The organism is Allobosea sp. WAO (genome assembly GCF_001509835.1).
GTDB lineage: Bacteria > Pseudomonadota > Alphaproteobacteria > Rhizobiales > Beijerinckiaceae > Allobosea.
Genome location: NZ_JXTJ01000011.1, coordinates 55,324 through 72,562 on the forward strand (window position 1 = coordinate 55,324; position 17,239 = coordinate 72,562).

At 67.9% G+C, this 17,239-nt stretch carries 18 protein-coding genes; 4 read left to right on the forward strand and 14 right to left on the reverse strand.

Annotated elements, in window-relative coordinates:
* Positions 1-59: 59 nt before the first annotated feature.
* Positions 60-725 carry a nitroreductase family protein gene (locus DK26_RS21085; protein ID WP_066476607.1) on the forward strand — a complete coding sequence of 222 codons (666 nt, stop codon included), beginning with the start codon at positions 60-62 and terminating at the stop codon, positions 723-725.
* 196 nt (positions 726-921) lie between these two features.
* On the opposite strand, the gene DK26_RS21090 is transcribed toward DK26_RS21085, so the two are convergent.
* The 4 genes from DK26_RS21090 to rph all read right to left on the reverse strand — a co-directional run bounded on the left by DK26_RS21090 (position 922) and on the right by rph (position 5,085).
* On the reverse strand, positions 922-2,133 hold the full coding sequence (locus DK26_RS21090; RefSeq protein ID WP_157089778.1) for an SMP-30/gluconolactonase/LRE family protein: 1,212 nt from the start codon (positions 2,131-2,133) through the stop codon (positions 922-924).
* A 196-nt stretch (positions 2,134-2,329) separates the two neighbouring features.
* On the reverse strand, positions 2,330-3,496 hold the full coding sequence (hemW, locus tag DK26_RS21095; RefSeq protein WP_066476872.1) for a radical SAM family heme chaperone HemW: 1,167 nt from the start codon (positions 3,494-3,496) through the stop codon (positions 2,330-2,332).
* 32 nt (positions 3,497-3,528) lie between these two features.
* Positions 3,529-4,179 (reverse strand): RdgB/HAM1 family non-canonical purine NTP pyrophosphatase, encoded by a 651-nt coding sequence (rdgB, locus tag DK26_RS21100; RefSeq protein WP_066476611.1) that lies wholly within the window; start codon positions 4,177-4,179, stop codon positions 3,529-3,531.
* Between the two features lie 189 nt (positions 4,180-4,368).
* A complete protein-coding gene (rph, locus tag DK26_RS21105; protein WP_066476874.1) occupies positions 4,369-5,085 on the reverse strand; it encodes a ribonuclease PH in 717 nt (238 codons plus the stop codon).
* Between the two features lie 141 nt (positions 5,086-5,226).
* Here rph and hrcA point away from each other — a divergent pair, with 141 nt between their 5' ends.
* Entirely contained in the window at positions 5,227-6,309 is a 1,083-nt protein-coding gene (hrcA, locus tag DK26_RS21110) for a heat-inducible transcriptional repressor HrcA (RefSeq protein WP_066476613.1), read from the forward strand.
* 47 nt (positions 6,310-6,356) lie between these two features.
* Entirely contained in the window at positions 6,357-6,965 is a 609-nt protein-coding gene (locus DK26_RS21115; protein ID WP_248310060.1) for an ankyrin repeat domain-containing protein, read from the forward strand.
* Positions 6,966-6,968: 3 nt separating this feature from the next.
* Here DK26_RS21115 and DK26_RS21120 read toward each other — a convergent pair whose 3' ends face one another.
* The 9 genes from DK26_RS21120 to DK26_RS21160 form a co-directional block, all read right to left on the reverse strand.
* Entirely contained in the window at positions 6,969-7,322 is a 354-nt protein-coding gene (locus tag DK26_RS21120; RefSeq protein WP_066476628.1) for a cupin domain-containing protein, read from the reverse strand.
* A gap of 1 nt (position 7,323) precedes the next feature.
* Positions 7,324-7,938 (reverse strand): LysE family translocator, encoded by a 615-nt coding sequence (locus tag DK26_RS21125; RefSeq protein ID WP_066476629.1) that lies wholly within the window; start codon positions 7,936-7,938, stop codon positions 7,324-7,326.
* A gap of 138 nt (positions 7,939-8,076) precedes the next feature.
* Positions 8,077-9,204 (reverse strand): DNA replication/repair protein RecF, encoded by a 1,128-nt coding sequence (gene recF, locus DK26_RS21130; protein WP_248310061.1) that lies wholly within the window; start codon positions 9,202-9,204, stop codon positions 8,077-8,079.
* Between the two features lie 11 nt (positions 9,205-9,215).
* Positions 9,216-10,334: a DNA polymerase III subunit beta gene (dnaN, locus tag DK26_RS21135; RefSeq protein ID WP_066476634.1), complete on the reverse strand. Its 1,119-nt coding sequence runs from the start codon at positions 10,332-10,334 to the stop codon at positions 9,216-9,218.
* Between the two features lie 171 nt (positions 10,335-10,505).
* Complete coding sequence (dnaA, locus tag DK26_RS21140) at positions 10,506-12,023, reverse strand: chromosomal replication initiator protein DnaA (RefSeq protein WP_066476637.1); 1,518 nt, start codon at positions 12,021-12,023, stop codon at positions 10,506-10,508.
* 782 nt (positions 12,024-12,805) lie between these two features.
* Positions 12,806-13,072, reverse strand: a complete 267-nt coding sequence (rpsT, locus tag DK26_RS21145) for a 30S ribosomal protein S20 (protein ID WP_066476640.1) — start codon at positions 13,070-13,072, stop codon at positions 12,806-12,808.
* Positions 13,073-13,247: 175 nt separating this feature from the next.
* A complete protein-coding gene (locus tag DK26_RS21150) occupies positions 13,248-13,643 on the reverse strand; it encodes a RidA family protein (protein WP_066476643.1) in 396 nt (131 codons plus the stop codon).
* Entirely contained in the window at positions 13,640-14,638 is a 999-nt protein-coding gene (locus DK26_RS21155) for a threo-3-hydroxy-L-aspartate ammonia-lyase (protein WP_184231771.1), read from the reverse strand. The genes DK26_RS21150 and DK26_RS21155 overlap by 4 nt, the downstream gene beginning before the upstream one ends.
* A 153-nt stretch (positions 14,639-14,791) precedes the next feature.
* The gene (locus DK26_RS21160) at positions 14,792-15,565 is read right to left on the reverse strand and encodes an enoyl-CoA hydratase (protein WP_066476646.1); all 774 of its coding nucleotides are present in this window, start codon (positions 15,563-15,565) and stop codon (positions 14,792-14,794) included.
* Between the two features lie 172 nt (positions 15,566-15,737).
* On the opposite strand from DK26_RS21160, the gene DK26_RS21165 reads away from it, so the two are divergent.
* Positions 15,738-16,211, forward strand: a complete 474-nt coding sequence (locus tag DK26_RS21165; protein ID WP_066476655.1) for an SRPBCC family protein — start codon at positions 15,738-15,740, stop codon at positions 16,209-16,211.
* A 54-nt stretch (positions 16,212-16,265) separates the two neighbouring features.
* On the opposite strand, the gene mutM is transcribed toward DK26_RS21165, so the two are convergent.
* Positions 16,266-17,156, reverse strand: coding sequence for a bifunctional DNA-formamidopyrimidine glycosylase/DNA-(apurinic or apyrimidinic site) lyase (mutM, locus tag DK26_RS21170; protein ID WP_066476657.1), 891 nt, complete (start codon positions 17,154-17,156; stop codon positions 16,266-16,268).
* Positions 17,157-17,239 lie beyond the last annotated feature (83 nt).

The following is a 17,239-nucleotide window of genomic DNA, read 5'->3' on the forward strand; positions in this document are numbered from 1 at the left end:
GCCGGGATGGTCTATTGTGCAAGCAGGCTCGCCCGCAAGAAGCTGTCAGGAGGAAACCGATGAACGTCTACGCCACCATGCCGCTCGCCTTCGAGGGCTGCGCCGAGGAGGAGATGCAGGCGCGGGCCGGCGCCTTCCTGGCGACGATGCGCAAGCGCCGCACGGTGCGCGACTATTCCGACAGGCCGGTGCCGCGCGAGGTGATCGAGGCGGCGGTTGCCACCGCCGGCACGGCTCCTTCCGGCGCCAACCAGCAGCCTTGGAGCTTCGTCTGCATTTCCGACCCGGAGCTGAAGCGGAAGATCCGCGAGGGCGCCGAGGAGGAGGAACGCGCCTTCTATGGCGGCCGCGCCGGCGAGGAATGGCTGGATGCGCTGAGCCATCTCGGCACCGACGAGCACAAGCCCTTCCTCGAGACCGCGCCCTGGCTGATCGCGATCTTCGCCCAGCGCTGGGGCCACGACGCGCAGGGGCGCAAGGTGAAGCACTATTACGTGCCGGAATCGGTTGGCATCGCCGCCGGCTTCCTGATCGCCTCGCTGCATCAGGCCGGGCTCGCGACGTTGACCCACACGCCGGCGCCGATGAATTTCCTCAACGAGCTCTGCGGCCGGCCCGACAACGAGAAGGCGGTGATCCTCCTCGTCGTCGGCTACCCCGCCGAGGGCTGCGTCGTTCCCGCCATCGGCAAGAAGCCGCTGGAGGAGATCGCCAGCTTCCTGTGAAGGCTCGGCTCCGTTTGTCCACCACCGTCATTCCGGGGCGCTGCGGAGCAGCGAGCCCGGAACCCATTAACACGGCGTCATCGGACAAGGGATGCTGTCGTACGGAGCGTCTTCCGCCAAGGTCGTGTTCATGGGTTCCGGGCTCAGGCCTTCGGCCCGCCCCGGAATGACAAGGCTGGATTTCGTTCCCTGTTCCTCAGGCCGGCGCCGCGCCCTGCGTGCCCAAATAGAGCGCGTAGAGCGACTGGCTCGCCGCCATGAACAGCCGGTTCCGCTTCGGCCCGCCGAAGCAGACATTGCCGCAGATTTCCGGCAGGCGGATGCGGCCGATCAGCTTGCCGGTCGGGTTGAAGCAGAGCACGCCGCTATAGCCGACGGCGCGCCCGGCATTGGACGAGGCCCAGAGATTGCCCTCGACATCGCAGCGCAGCCCGTCCGGCCCGCATTTCACGCCGTCGACCATGCAGTCCGAGAACAGCTTCTGGTTGGAGAGCTTGTTGTCGGGCCCGACATCGAAGACATGGATGTCGCCCTTGCCGCCCGGCCCGGTATCGCCCGGGCCCTTGCCGGTCGAGGCGATGTAGAGCTTCTTGTGGTCGGGCGAGAAGCAGAGCCCGTTCGGGTCTGGCACCTGGCTCTCGTTGACCACGAGGTCGACGCGGCCGCTCGGGTCGATCCGGTAGCAATTGGTCGGCAGTTCGCGCTTGAAGAAGCCGATCTCGGGAGGCTGGCCAAGGCGCGGATTGATCTTGCCGTTGGCGTTGCTCGGGCCGCCGGCTGCATCGGGCGCGCCCTCGTAGAGCTGGCCGCCATAGGGCGGATCGGTGAACCAGTAGCTGCCATCGGGATGCTGGACGATGTCGTTGGGCGAGTTCAGCCGCTTGCCGTCGAACTTGTCGGCGAGGATCGTCACGGAGCCGTCGAGCTCATAGCGCACGACGCGGCGGTTGAGATGCTCGCAGGAGAGTTGCCGGCCCTGATAGTCGAAGCTGTTGCCGTTGCTGTTGCCGGAGGGCGTGCGGAAGACGCTGACCCGGCCGTCATCCTCGAGCCAGCGCAATTGCCGGTTGTTGGGAATGTCGCTCCAGACGAGATAACGCCCTTGCGCGTTCCAAGCCGGGCCCTCGCTCCAAAGCGCGCCGGTCCAGAGCCGCTGGATCGGGGCATTGGGCTGGGCGAGGCCGTTGAAGGCGGGGTCGACGGCGATGATGTCGGGATCCCAGAAATAGGTCGTCGGCGCACCGTTCCGGCTGAAGTCGCGGGGCGGCGTGGTCACCGTGCTCGGCGGCGCCGCCGGCCCGGAAGGCGTCTGTGCTAGGGCTTGCCCCGCGCTTGCGGCGAGCGCGCCGGCACCGGCGACCTGCAGGAGCCTGCGGCGCGAAAGCGCCGGGCGCGATCCATCGTCCATAGACTGCTGATGCATCTTGGCCTCCCTGGATTGGACTGTTCCGTCCTTGCGGGACGCATCGGGAGCGCCGATTGCGGCGGCGGCGTGGCACGGATGTGACGCAGCGTCATGGCTGTTGCCGGCCGGCCGGGACTTCCCTTCCGACTAAATCGGTTGAATGCTTGGGATTCCGCCCGTCCGCCGCGTGCCTTGCCGCTCAGGCGGCGAGATCGGCGACCAGCGCGTCGAGCAGCAGCGCGCCTTCCGGCGTCGCGGCGAGGCGCCCGCCGGGCTTGCGCATCAGGAAGCCTTCGCCGATCAGGCTGCCGATACGGTTCGAGTTGAGCTTCCGGCCCGACAGGGCCTCGAACACGGCAAGGTCGATGCCGTCGACCAGCCGCAAGCCCATCAGGAGATATTCGTCGCCCTGCGCCTCGGCGGTGAGCTGCTCGTTCTCGATCAGCGCGTCGCCATCGGCCTCGACCCGTTGCAGCCAGGTTTCAGGATGCTTCTCGGTCGATTGCGCCATCCGGCCGTCGGCCGTCACCAGCCGGCCATGGGCACCCGGGCCGATGCCGGCATATTCGCCATAGTGCCAGTAGACCAGGTTGTGCCGGCATTCGGCGCCGGGCCTCGCATGGTTCGAGATCTCGTAGACCGGCAGCCCGTGCTTGGCGGTGATCTCCTGCGTGATCTCGTAGAGCTCGGCCCCGGCATCGGGATCGGGAATGGCGAGCTTTCCGGCCCGGTAGAGCTGGTCGAAGGCGGTGCCGGGCTCGATCGTCAACTGGTAGAGCGAGAGATGCTCGGCGGCATGGCTGATCGCGAGCTCGAGCTCAGCCCGCCAGAGCGCCGGCGTCTGGCCGGGCGCGCGGGCATAGATCAGGTCGAAGGAGTAGCGCTCGAAATATTTCCGGGCGATCGCGACCGCATCCAACGCCTCCTGCGCCGAGTGCATCCGGCCAAGCGATTTGAGGTCGGCATCGTTCAGCGCCTGCACGCCGAGCGAGACGCGGTTCACCCCCGCGGCCCGGAAATCACGGAAGCGGCCGGCCTCGACGCTGGTCGGATTGGCCTCGAGCGAGACCTCGCAATTGGGATCGACGGCCCAGTGCTCGCCGATCGCGTCCAGGATCGCGCCGACGGTCGCGCCCTCCATCAGCGAAGGCGTGCCGCCGCCGAAGAAGATCGAGGAGACGGTGCGGCCCGGCGCCAACGCGGCGCGGTGGGCGATCTCGCGGCGGAAGGCCGCGATGTACCGCGCTTGGTCGGGCGGGGAATGCCGGACATGGGAGTTGAAGTCGCAATAGGGGCATTTGGCCAGGCAGAACGGCCAATGCACATAGACCGCGAAGCCGGCATCCGCGGTCGGATGTGCCGGCATGCTCTGCCGCCCGGCCAAGGCGGCCCTGGCGGTCAAGCGGGCTTCCTCAGGCAAGCGGCGGCCAGCACATGGAAGGCGCGAGCGCGGTGCGACAGTCCGGGCGAGCCATCGGCGGGAATGCCGTGCTTCTCCTCCGCCGTCATCTCGCCGAAGGTCTTGGCATAGCCGGCCGGCTGGAAGATCGGGTCGTAGCCGAAGCCGGAGGGGCCGCGGGGGGCCTCGACGATCTCGCCGAAGACGCGGCCCTCGAACAGTTCCTGGTGCCCGTCCGGCCAGGCGATCACCAGCGCCGAGACGAAATGCGCCTTGCGCTGCTCGGGCGTGGTCGCGCCACGCTTGGCGAGCTCCGCCTGCACACGGGCCAGGGCCGGGGCGAAATCCTTGCCGGGCCCGGCCCAGTTCGCCGAGAACAGGCCGGGCGCGCCGTCCAGCGCGTCGATGCAGATGCCGGAATCGTCGGCCAGAGCCGGCAGGCCGGAGGCACTGGCCGCCGCCACCGCCTTGATCGCGGCGTTCTCGGCGAACATGTGGCCGTCCTCTTCGGGCTCGGGCAGGCCGAGCTCGCCGGCCGAGACCAGCTCGACGCCATAGGGCGCCAGCAATTCGCGCATCTCGCGCAATTTGCCCTGGTTATGGGTCGCAATCACGACCCTGCCGGACAGGGGACGGTTGGGCGTTGTCATTGTGCTCATACCGGGTGTCCTCCGCCGTCGTCCCGCGGCGGCTCATGGCCTCGATCGAGGGGGGCGGATGATTGTTTGCGGTCGATCTTCTGGCTCGGCCGAACGCTAACGGCAATCACAACGAGCAGGACCGCCAAGGCGATCGCTAACCCGAGCCCGATCTCCGTCGCGTTCATCCCTAAAACTCGATTATGCCACCGCCGCCTTCTGCAGCGCGACGAGCTGGCCGACGCCGCCCTTGGCGAGCTTGAGCAAGGCCATCAGCTCGTCCTCCGAGAACGGCGCGCCTTCGGCCGTGCCCTGCACCTCGACGAGGCCGCCGGTGCCGGTGATCACGAAATTCGCATCGGTCTGGGCGCCGGAATCCTCGACATAGTCGAGATCGATCACCGGGTTGCCGGCGACGATGCCGCAGGACACCGCCGCGACATGGTCCTTCAGCGGGTTGGTGCCCTTGAGCATGCCCCGACCTTCCATCCATTTCAGCGCATCGTGCAGCGCGACCCAGGCGCCGGTGATCGAGGCGGTGCGGGTGCCGCCATCGGCCTGCAGCACGTCGCAATCGACGACGATCTGGCGCTCGCCGATCGCGGTCAGGTCGACCACGGCGCGAAGTGAGCGCCCGACGAGGCGCTGGATCTCCTGGGTGCGGCCCGAGGGCTTGCCGGAGGTGACCTCGCGGCGGGTGCGCTCATGCGTGGCGCGCGGCAGCATCGAATATTCGGCCGTGACCCAGCCCTTGCCGGTGCCGCGCAGCCAGGGCGGACCCTTTTCCTCGACGGTCGCGGCACAGAGCACCCTGGTCTCGCCGAAGCTCACCATGCAGGAGCCCTCGGCATAGCGGACCACGCCGCGCTCGAGCGTGACCTTGCGCATCTCGTCGGCGGCACGCTTGGAGGGTCTCATCATCATCGTCCTGCTCTTAGGGATCGGCGGCTTGTAGGCGTTTCAAGATGGGGCGGCAAGGCGAGGCCTTGCAGATGCCGCTTGATCCGCCGCGTCCGGGAAGGGACAATGGCGCATGTACAACAGGCCCCTTGACGCCAGATGAGCGCCTATACGCGCCCGGAATCGCCGGGCGGCCTGGTCGAGATCGACCAGCGCTCGCGCGAAATCTTCCGCCATATCGTCGATGGCTATCTTGCTACCGGCGAGCCGGTCGGCTCGCGCAACATCGCGCGCCTCCTGCCGATGACGCTGTCGCCGGCGACGGTACGCAACGTCATGACCGATCTCGAAATGGCCGGGCTGATCTACGCCCCCCACACCTCGGCAGGGCGTCTGCCGACCGAGCGGGGCCTGCGCTTCTTCGTCGACGCGATGATGGAGGTCGGCAACCTCACTTCGGAGGAGCGGACCCGGATCGAGGCGCAGATGCGGGCGGCCGCAAGCGGGCGCACCCTCGACGGCACGTTGACCGAGGCCTCGGCGCTGCTCTCGGGCCTCTCGCGCGGAGCGGGCGTCGTCGTCACCACCAAGGCCAATGCCCGGCTGAAGCATATCGAATTCGTCCGGCTCGATGCCAATCGCGCCCTCGTCGTGCTGGTCGCCGATGATGGCACGGTCGAGAACCGTTTGCTCGCGCTTCCGCCGGGCCTGCCGGCCTCGGCGCTGGTCGAGGCCGGCAATTTCCTCAACGCCCGCATCGCCGGCAAGACGCTCGCCGAGATCCGCCGCGAGATCGACGACAGCCGCACCCAGATGGAGCGCGAGCTCGACGGGCTGACGGCGCGCCTCGTCGAAAGCGGCATCGCGACCTCGTCGGGCCCTTCCGGCGACCGGCATCTGATCGTGCGCGGCCAGGCCAATCTGCTGGAGGATCTGAAGGCGCAGGAGGATCTGGAGCGCATCCGCCTGCTCTTCGCCGATCTCGAGACGCAGACCGAGCTGATCGACCTTCTGACCCGGGCCGAGGCCGGCGACGGGGTGCGCATCTTCATCGGCTCGGAGAACAAGCTGTTCTCGATGTCGGGTTCCTCGATCGTTGCCGCGCCTTTCCGCGATGGCGAGCAGCGCATCGTCGGCGTGGTCGGCATCATCGGGCCGACGCGCCTCAACTATGCCCGCATCGTGCCGATGGTCGACTATACCGCGCGGGTGGTCGGGCGGCTGCTCGAAGGTGGACGATGAGACGGGCCGGGCGGCTATTGGCCGGTGTTCTGGCGGGAGCGATGCTGATGACGGGCGCTCGTGCAGCAACTGCGGACCTGCTCTCCGCCGCTTCTTCCGGCAATCTTGCCGAGGTCAGCCGGCTGATCGCTTCCGGCGTCGATCTCGAACAGCGCGACGGGCAGGGCCAGACCCCGCTGCTACGCGCCGTCGCCGGCAACCATGTCGCAGTCGCCAAGGCCCTGCTCGCCGCCGGGGCCAGCCTGAATGCCCAGGCTACCAACCAGGACACGCCCTGGCTGCTCGCCGGGGCCAGCGGCCGTAGCGAGATCATCGCCGCCATGCTGCCGCTGAAGCCCGATCTCTCGATCCGCAATCGCTATGGCGGCAATGCGCTGATCCCGGCCTGCGAGCGCGCCCATGTCGAGACCGTGAAGCTGCTCCTGACCAGCGGCATCGATCTCGACCACGTCAACAATCTCGGCTGGACCTGTCTCCTGGAGATCGTGATCCTCGGCGATGGCGGGCCGCGCCACCAACAGGTCGCCAAGCTGGTGCTCGATGCCGGCGCCAATCCCAATCTCGCCGACAAGGATGGCATCAGCCCGCTCCAGCATGCCCGCAAGCGCGGCCAGAGCGAGGTTGCCAAGCTGATCGCCGCGAAGGGCGGACGCTGAGCTTTATTCCAACCAGTCGGTGGCGAAGCGCTCGCTGGCGTGGATGTCGATCGTTTCCAGCGTGTCCGGCCCGAGGCTGCGGAACTTGTGCGGCACACCGGCCGGCACCACCAGGATTTCTCCCGGCCCAGCCTCGATCTCCCGGTCGCCGATCGTGTAGAGCGCCCGCCCGGTGCGGACGATGAAGGTCTCGGGATAGGGATGGGTATGCAGTCGCGGTCCATTGCCCGGCTCGGCGCGGACGAAGATCAGCGAGACCTCGCCGCCGAAGCCTTGAACCTCGCCATGCCATTCACCTGGCGTCTCGGACCAGTCCTCGCGGCGAATGGCGTGGGGACCTGCGTTCGTGCCCGTCATCTCAGCCGCGCGTCGCGATCACGGCCGCTGCGCCGGCCATGACGCCGCCGGTGAAACGGTTGATCCGGCGCATCGTCTGTGGGCTCGAAACCAGCCGCCGGGCCCGGTCGGCCGCATAGGCGTAGCCGAGCAGCGTGGTGTTGATGATCACCATGGTCAGCACCGCGATCTCGACGAAGAGCAGCGGCGTGATCGCGCTGAGATCGACCACCAGCGGCAGGATCGAGACGAAGAACACCATCACCTTGGGGTTGCCGAGCGTCAGCGCGATGCCGCCGAAGAACAGGCGCCAGCCCTCGCCGGGGATGGCCTCGGGCGCCTTGGTGCTCTCGACCGGCGTGGTCCAGAGCTTCCAGGCGAGATAGATCAGATAGGCGCAGCCGGCATATTTGATGGCGACGAAGACGCCGTGGAAGCTCTGCATCAGCAGCGACAGGCCGAGCGCCGAGAAGGTCAGCCAGACGAGGTCGCCGGCGGCGATGCCGAGCACGAAGGGCACGGCGCGGCGAAAGCCGGTCGAGAGCGAGCGGGCCACCAGTGCCGCAATGCCGGGGCCCGGCGAGGCGACCGCCAGGAAATAGACCCCGGCGAAGACCATGAATCCGGCGATGTCCATGCGTTCGGTTCCCTGCGTCGTGCAGCTCTGCTGGGCGGCGAATTTAGCAGCGCGCAGCGCGGCTGTCCCATCGGCATGCGTGATGGCTGCGATCAGCGGGCGTGAGGCCTGCCGGGCCCGTCGTTCGGATACGGACCCTCAGGGCAGGGCGGCGACGTTGCCCGGCGTGACCAGCAGGCGCTGGGATTGCGGCGGCAGGTCGCCGAACAGAGCGGGGTCGGCGCCGGTCATCCAGACCTGGCAGCCGAGTTCGCCGAGGCCGGCATAGAGCGCGGCGCGCCGGCGCGGGTCGAGATGGGCGGCGATCTCGTCGAGCAGCACCAGGGGCGGCAGGTCGCTCATGCTCGCCACCAGCCGCGCATGCGCCAGGACGAGCCCGATCAGCAGCGCCTTCTGCTCGCCGGTCGAGCCCTGGCCGGCCGGTATGTCCTTCAAGGCATGGCGGACGAGGAGGTCGGAGGCCTGCGGCCCGGCGAGCGTCCGTCCCGCCGCCTTGTCGCGCGGCCGCATCTGCGCGAGCAGTTCGCGGTAGCGGTCCTCGGCGTCGAGCGCCGGCAAGCTCTCGACCAGCGCGTCGATCTCGCCTTCGAGCCGGATCTGCGCATGCGGGAAGGGCGAGCTCTCGTCGCGGTTCTGCGCGATGATCGCCGACAGCCTCGCCACGGTTTCGGCGCGGGCGGCGGCGACCGCGACACCGAGCTCGGCGATCTCACGCTCGACCGAGTCGAGCCAGCGCCGCTCGAAGGGGCTCTCCTCGAGAATGCGGTTGCGCGAGCGCAGCGCCTTTTCGAGCGCGTTGGAGCGCGTGCCATGGGCGGGGTCGACCGCGAGCACCAGCCGGTCGAGGAAGCGCCGGCGCTCGCCGGCCGAGCCGCGGAACAGGCCATCGAGATCCGGCGTCAGCCAGACCAGGCGCAGATATTCGCTGAAAGCCGTCGCAGAGCTGGCGGGTGCTCCGTCGATGCGGGCGAGGCGGGTGCGCCGGCCCTCGCCATCGGGCGGCTCCAGCCCGATCCCGAGCCTTGCCCCGTCATCGGCGAGCCCGACCGAGACGGCAAAGCCGCCATCGCCCGACACCCGCACCATATCGGCGAGGTCGGCCCGCCGCAGGCCGCGGCCGGGCGCGAACAGCGAGAGGGCCTCGAGCAGGTTGGTCTTGCCGGCGCCGTTCTCGCCGCACAGCGCAACGAGCCGGCCCTCGATCGCAAGATCGAGGGCCGGGTAGGAACGGAAATTCTGCAGGGTGAGGCGGGCGACCGCGGTCAAGGCTGGCCGCGTCAGACCCGCATCGGCATCAGCACATAGAGTGCCGAGGCGCCCTCGCGGTCCTGGATCACCGTGGGCGAACCGGGGTCGGCGAGTTTGAGCAGGGCGGTGTCGCCGTCGAGCTGGGCTGCGATGTCCATCAGATAGCGGGCGTTGAAGCCGATATCGAGCGGGCTCGCATCGTAGTCGACCTCGATCTCCTCGGTCGCCGAGCCGGAATCGGGATTGGTCACCGAGAGCGTCATCCGGCCCTCGGCCATCGACAGTTTCACGGCGCGGCCGCGCTCGGATGAGATCGTCGAGACGCGGTCGACGGAAGCCGCGAAGTCGCCCCTGTCGACGGTGAGCAACTTGTCGTTGCCGCTCGGGATGACGCGCTGGTAGTCGGGGAAGGTGCCGTCGATCAGCTTCGAGGTCAGAACCACCGCCGCCGTCGCGATACGGATCTTGCTGCCGGACAGCTCGACCTGGACTTCGCTCTCGCCATCCTCGAGCAGCTTCTGGATCTCGGCGACGGCCTTGCGCGGCACGATCACGCCCGGCATGCCGAGCGCGCCCTGCGGGGCCGCGGTATCGACGCGGGCGAGGCGGTGCCCGTCGGTCGCGACCGCGCGCAGCACCGGGCGGCCCTCGACGTCGATGGCGTGCAGATAGATGCCGTTGAGATAGTAGCGGGTCTCCTCGGTGGAGATCGCGAACTGGGTCTTGTCGATCAGGCGCTTGAGCTCGCCGGCCGGCAGCACGAAGCGATGCGCCATCTCGCCGGCGGTGATGTCCGGGAAATCGCTTTCAGGCAGGGTCTGCAGGGTGAAGCGCGAGCGGCCCGAGCGCAGCACCATCTGGCCGCTGTCGCCGGTCGTCTCCAGCGAGACCTGGGCGCCGTCCGGCAGCTTGCGGACGATGTCGTAGAGCGTGTGGGCCGGCACGGTGGTCGCGCCGGGCTCGACGATGTCGGCCGGAACCGTCTCGACCACCTCGATATCGAGATCGGTCGCCTTCAGCTTCAACCCGTCCTCGCTGCCGCGCAGCAGCAGGTTGGACAGGATCGGGATCGTATTGCGGCGTTCCACCACCCGATGGACATGCCCGAGCGACTTCAGGAGCGTGGAGCGTTCGACCGTAACCTTCATGGCGTCTTCTGGCATGTGCTGGCGCCCACCGGACGGCGGGCGACGGAATGGCCCGCGACATTGCCGGAGCGCTTGCGCCGGCGCAAGGGTGCGCGCGCCGGCAATCACAGCTTAGCGCCACGTCGTGCCGCTTGCGGCCCGCCTGGGCCGGTCTGCGCACGGCGCGCGGCCTCACTCCTGCAGCATGCGCTTCAGCAGGTCGACCTCGTCATGCAGCAGCCGGTCCTCGCCGATCGCCTTCTCTATCTTGCGCACGGCATGCAGCACGGTGGTGTGGTCGCGCCCACCGAACCGGCGGCCGATCTCGGGCAGCGAGCGCGGCGTCAGGGCCTTGGCGAGGTACATCGCGATCTGGCGCGGCTTGACCACCGCGGCGGTGCGGCGCTCCGAGAGGATGTCGGCGCGGCTGACATTGTAGCGGGTCGCCACCAGCTTCTGGATTTCCTCGATCTTGACGCGACGCGGCTCGCGGGTGCGCACCAGGTCGCGGATCGCCGCCTCGGCGGTCTCCATGGTCACGGTCGCCCCGGTCAGGGTCGCATGCGCCAGGATCCGGTTGGCGGCGCCGTCGAGATCGCGGCCATTGGTGGCGACGGCGCGGGCGACATAGGTGGTGACGTCCGGATTGACCTGGAAGGTCGGATGCGCTGCCTGCAGCGCCTCGAGTCGGCTGCCCAGGATCTTGACGCGCAGGCCTTCGTCGAGCTCGCCGATCTCGACCGCGAGGCCGCCGGCGAGGCGCGAGCGAATGCGCTCCTCCATCGTCTCGAGATCGCCCGGCAGCCGGTCGGCGGCGACGACGATCTGCTTGCCGGCGTCGATCAGCGCGTTGATCGTATGGCCGAATTCCTGCTGGATCGAGCGGCCCTGGATGAACTGCACATCGTCGACGATCAGCAGGTCGATGCCGCGCAGCTTCTCCTTGAAGGCCAGCGCGGTCTGCGACTTCAGCGCCGCGACGAAGCCGTACATGAAGCGGTCGGCAGTGAAGTAGGCGACACGCTTGCCGTGCTGACGCGCGTCCTGGGCGATCGCCTGGATCAGGTGGGTCTTGCCGAGGCCGACCCCGGCATGGATGTAGAGCGGGTTGTAGGGCGCCGAGCCGGCCGGGGCGGCCGCGATGCGCTCGGCGGCGGCGAAGGCGAGCGCGTTCGACTTGCCGACCACGAAGCTCTGGAAGCTCATGCGGCGGTCGAGCACGGTGCCGCAGGCGTCCATCACGTCGTGCTCGGAGGCCGGGGGCATCGCTGCGGCCGGGGCGGCTTCGACATTGACTGCTGCCGGGGCGCGGGCATCCGTGATGCGGGGGCGTTGGGCCGGGCTCTCGGGGCGAGGTTCGGCGCCGTCACGCGCCACCTGGCGCACGCTCAGCGAGACGCCGTGAGGCGCATCGAGCTCGGCGGTGCAATGGGCCCGCAGGCGCTCGGCATAATGCGCCTCGAGCCAGCTCTTCAGGAAGCGGGTGGGAACGGTGAGATGGGCGACGCCCTCGACCACGGCGCAGATCTCGACGCGGGCGAACCAGCTCGAGAACACGTCCTCGCCCAGCTCGGCACGCAGGCGGCGGCGCACGCGGTCCCAGCTCTCCTTCTCCGCGGCGGCAGCCGCGCCTTTGCCCAAACCCAGTTTCGCAACAGACGGACCCGACGCAACATCGACAAAATCGCCAGTCTCGATCTGCTCCAGCATTTTTCTATCGCCCTGTTCAATCGGTTGCGCGCGGCGTCACCCGGCCGGCAAAGCCGGTCGGCCGCGCTGATTTTGGTGAAAGCAAAGAATCCACGTCCCCCGGACAGGCCGAAGGCTCGGATCGTGCCAATGTTCGTCGTCGGCTCAGGAGTGGAGGGCTCGTCGCAGGACGAAACCGCTCTTCATCTCAACAAGTATAGCGTCACAAGATAAAGAGCCGCATCCCTCCAACCTCTCTGGTTGTAAGCCAAAACGAGTTTCGATCTTTGGAAATCCCGGTCCGACATCTCTGTCCGCCCGGCGATGAGAGGACCTTATAGGGAGCCCTCGGACGGGGGCAATATCCCCCTCTGCCGGCTATCGGGATTCAGCCGGGAAGCCCCAGCCGTTGCCCCACCGGCAGACCCCCTGCAATAGGTTGGGGAAGTTAAGCTTTTCTTTACAGCTGGGCTGTCGGGAAGGCCGCGAATCTTTTTTTCGGCGGGGTCGAAAAGCCGCCACGGGAAGCCTCGGGAATCCCGAGCAGCGATTGCTTTGCCTGCTAAGGTGATGAAAAATATGGCCTAATTTTGCGCGGTCAAAAACCCGTTAAGGACGGTTTTTGCGCCCGGAAAACCGCGATGGAGTCAAGTCCGGAAAGCGATGGAATGATTGCGGAATCGCCACTGTGGCAGAGATTTTCGTCTCTGCCGGCCGAGCTTTGCGGAGGTGTTCCGGCCAAAGAAAAACCCGGCCGAAGGGCCGGGTTGAAACACGCTAAAAATCGCTCTGCGGAACGCGGCTCAGGAAGCCAGCGCGCCAATGCGATGAGCCAGGCGCGAAACCTTGCGCGAGGCGGTGTTCTTGTGGACCACGCCCTTCTGGGCAGCCCGCATGATCTCCGGCTGGGCGGCCTTGAAGGCCTCGGCAGCGGCGCCCTTGTCGCCGGAGGCGATCGCCTCCTCGACCTTGCGCAGGAAGGTGCGCATGCGGCTGCGGCGAGACTTGTTCACCTCGGTGCGGCGCGCGATCTTGCGAGCGGCTTTCTTGGCCGACGTCGTATTGGCCATCGTTCGTCCTCGTCCTCGTCGCGGCCGACACCGGGCTTTTTGCCAAGTGACGCGGAGCGCGAACCCTTGCATGAAAAACGTGAGCGACGGCCGTGCTGGCGCAGGCCGTCGCGATCCGTGAGCCTATAATCGCTGCCGGTTGCCACGTCAACGCGGAAATGCCGACCGGTGGTGATCAACCTTCCCAGCGCCGGATGGCGACCGCCTCGACCTCGATCAGATAGCCATAATGCAGCTCCGGAACCGGCACCACCGCCCGTGCCGGGCGGTGGTCACCGAAAACCTCGGCATAGATCGCGTTGAACTCCGGCCAGTGTCCGCCGCCGACCAGATAGGCGGTGACCTTCAGCACATCGGCCGGACCGGAGCCGGCGGCAGCGAGCACCGCCAGCAGATTGGCCAGCGCCTGGCGCGCCTGCACCGCGAAAGGCTCGGCCGCGGTAGGGCTGCCGTCCGGGCGCGGAGCGAGCTGGCCGGAGACGAAGACGAGGTCCTTGTAGGCGACGGCCTGGGAATAGTGCCCGGCCGGCGCCGGGACCTCGGGCGAGAGGATGGTCTCGATTTCGCTCATGCGCCCTCGCCGATGAAGCGCGCGAAGCTGGCGAGGTCGACATTGCCGCCGCTGAGGATGACGCCAACGCGCTTGCCCTCGACGGGGACTGCCCCGGTGAAGGCGGCGGCGGCGGCGAGGCAGCCGGTCGGCTCGACCACGAGCTTCATGCGCTCGGCGAAGAAGCGCATCGCCGCGACAAGGGCGGCATCCGGCACCGTGACGATGTCCTCGACGAGGTCGCGGATGATCGGGAAGGTGTAGTTGCCGAGGAAGGGCGTCTGTGCCCCGTCGGCAATGGTCTTGGGCACGTCGATCTTGACGATCTCGCCCTTGCGCAGGGATTGCTGGCCGTCATTGCCGGCCTCGGGTTCGACGCCATAGACCCGGCAGCCGGGGTTCAGGGCCTTCGCGGCGAGCAAGGCGCCGGCGAGCAGGCCGCCGCCGCCGAGGCAGACCAGGATGATGTCGAACTCGCCGGCATCCTCGATCAACTCCTTGGTCGCCGTGCCCTGGCCGGCGATCACCGCAGGGTGGTCATAGGGCGGGATCAGGGTCAGGCCGCGTTCCCTGGCAATGCTGTCGCCGAGCGCCAGCCGGTCCTGGCTGTAGCGGTCATAGGAGACGACCTCGGCGCCATAGCCCTTGGTCGCTGCGACCTTCGCTGCCGGCGCATCCTGCGGCATGATGATCGTGGTCGGCGCGCCGAGCAGCTTGCCGGCATAGGCGATGGCCTGGGCATGGTTGCCGGAGGAATAGGTCAGGACGCCGGCCCTGCGCTGTTCGGCTGTGAGCGCGGCGATGGCGTTGTAGCCGCCGCGGAATTTGAAGGCGCCCATGCGCTGCAGGTTCTCGGCCTTGAAGACGAGATTGGCGCCGGTGCGCTCATTGGCGGTGCGCGAAGTCAGGGCAGGCGTGTGATGCGCAGCGCCGCGGATGCGTTCCGCCGCTGCCTCGACATCGGCATAGGTCGGCAGCGTGATGCCGTCGGTGAGGGAACTGGCTGCGGCGGTCATGGCAAGGAATCCCGTTGACTTGAAGCGCGCATCGTGTGCGCCGCGGCGGCGCGCTTCAAGTCAAACCATGTCGGGCCGGCCATGCACCAGGCTGATTGGTCGCCCGCCCGGTTCTGCCCCGGGCGGGCGCAGGCCTCTGCCGAGGCTGCTGCCTCAGAGGTTCTTGAACTCGGGCTTCCGCTTCTCGGCGAAGGCGGCCATGCCTTCCTTCTGGTCCTGGGTCGCGAACAGCGCCGAGAAGACGCGACGCTCGAAGCGCAGCCCCTCGTTCAGCGTCACCTCGAAGGCCCGGTTCACCGCTTCCTTGGCGGTCAGCACCGAAGGCAGCGACTTCGTGGCGATCTGCTCGGCCGCCTTCAGCGCTTCGCTCATCAGATCGGCGAGCGGCACGATGCGGGCGACGAGCCCGGCGCGTTCGGCCTCGTTCACGTCCATCATCCGGCCGGTGAGGCAAAGGTCCATCGCCTTGGCCTTGCCGATCGCATGGGTCAGGCGCTGCGTGCCGCCGGCGCCGGGGATGACGGCGAGGTTGATCTCGGGCTGGCCGAAGCGGGCATTGTCGGCGGCGATGATGAAATCGGCCATCATCGCGAGTTCGCAGCCGCCGCCGAGCGCAAAGCCCGCGACCGCGGCGATGATCGGCTTGCGGCGCTGGCCGATCCGGTCCCAATCGGCGAATTTATCGTCGAGATAGGTGCCGGGATAGGTCCGGTCCTGCATCTCCTTGATGTCGGCGCCGGCCGCGAAGGCCTTCTCCGAGCCGGTGATGACCGTGCAGCCGATGCCGGGATCGCGCTCGAAGCCGTCGAGTGCCGCGTTGACCTCGCCGATAAGCTGGCCGTTCAGCGCATTCAGCGCCTGCGGCCGGTTCAGCGTGATGACGCCGACCTTGCCCTTAACCTCGACGAGAATGGTCTCATAAGCCATGGCGGCCTCCCGGATGCTGCTGTTGCGGCCAGCATTAGCGGGCGGGAGGGGCGCAAGTCCATGCGTGCCGGCGCAAGCCAGGATGGGGCGGGGCGTGCGCGGGCAGGGGAACCTCCTGCCGCATTCCCGCATTGTCGCCGTGCTAGCCTCATTGCCCACCAGGAAAGCGCTCATGCCTGCCAGAAACAGGATCGACACGGCTTCGCGGGTGATCAGGGCCTCGCCCGGGGCGATCTACCACGCCTTTGTCGATGCCGCTTCGCTGGCGAGGTGGCTGGCGCCGCAAGGCATGCAGGCGCGGGTCGAGCGCTTCGAGCCTGTTGTCGGCGGGAGCTACCGCATCGTCCTGACCTATGACGATCCGGTCGGCGCGCCCGGCAAGGCGACGGCGGACAGCGATGTCGTGGAGGGCCGCTTCGTCGCGCTCGGGCCGGGCGAGCGCATCGTCTGGGAGGTCGGCTTCGTCTCGGACGATCCCGCCTTCGCCGGCACGATGACGATGAGCTGGCGCCTGAAGGAGGTCCGCGACGGCACCGAGGTGACGATCCTCTGCGAGAACGTCCCGGCCGGCATCCGCAAGGAGGACCACGATGTCGGGCTGCGCTCGACGCTGGAGAACCTCGCCCGCTTTATCGAGACGGCCTGAGACGCGCAGCTTTGCCGCTTGTCTGTGAGGAAGGCGAGAGCCGATCGAACACCTCTAGCCCCGCTTCTGGCAGCTCTCGCAATAGAAGGTCGAGCGCCCGGACTGCACCAGCCGCTTGACCAGATGGCCGCATCCCGGCGTGACGCAAGTGCCGCCCTCGCGGTCATAGACCTTGAAGCGATGCTGGAAATAGCCGAGCGAGCCGTCGGCATGGGCGAAATCGCGCAAGGTCGAGCCGCCGGCGGCGATCGCCTCCTCCAGCACCTCGCGGATGATCTGTGCCAGCGCATGCGCTTTTTCACGCGGCCTGCCGGTCGGGGTCGCGATGGTTCCTGCCTCCGCTTCAGGATGCAGCCCGGCCCGGAATAGTGCCTCGCAGACATAGATATTGCCGAGCCCGGCGATCAGGCGCTGGTCCAGCAGGGCGGCCTTCAGCGGTGCGGCCTTGCCGGAAAACAGCCTGGCGATCAGCTCGCCGGAGAGTTCGTTGCCGAGTGGCTCGATCCCCATGCCGGCGAAGTGTTTGCAGGTCTCGAGCTCGCTACGCGGCATCAGGTCCATGAAGCCGAAGCGGCGCACGTCATTGTAGGTGACGCGCGCGCCCGAGCCGAGATGGAAGACGACATGGTCGTGCTTCAGATGCCGGCCGATCTCGTTGTAATAGGCGCCGGGCTCGGTCGCGGGCGTGCCGGGTGCCTCGACGATGAAGCGCCCGCTCATGCCGAGATGCATGATCAGCGCTTCGCCATCGTCGAGATCGGCGATCAGGTACTTCGCCCGCCGCGACAGCGCCTCGACCCGCCGGCCGGTCAGGCGCTCGGCGAAGTGCTCGGGCAGCGGGAAGCGCAGATCCGGCCGCTTCTGCTCGACCCGGGCGAAGCGCTCGCCGAGCATGGCCGGCTCGAGCCCGCGCCTGACGGTTTCGACCTCGGGAAGTTCAGGCATGGCGTTGCGCCCTTCAGCATGCGTCGAGACGGGCCGCGACAAGCCCCGCCGCATTCGCTATTCATCGCCGCAGCGAACCACAA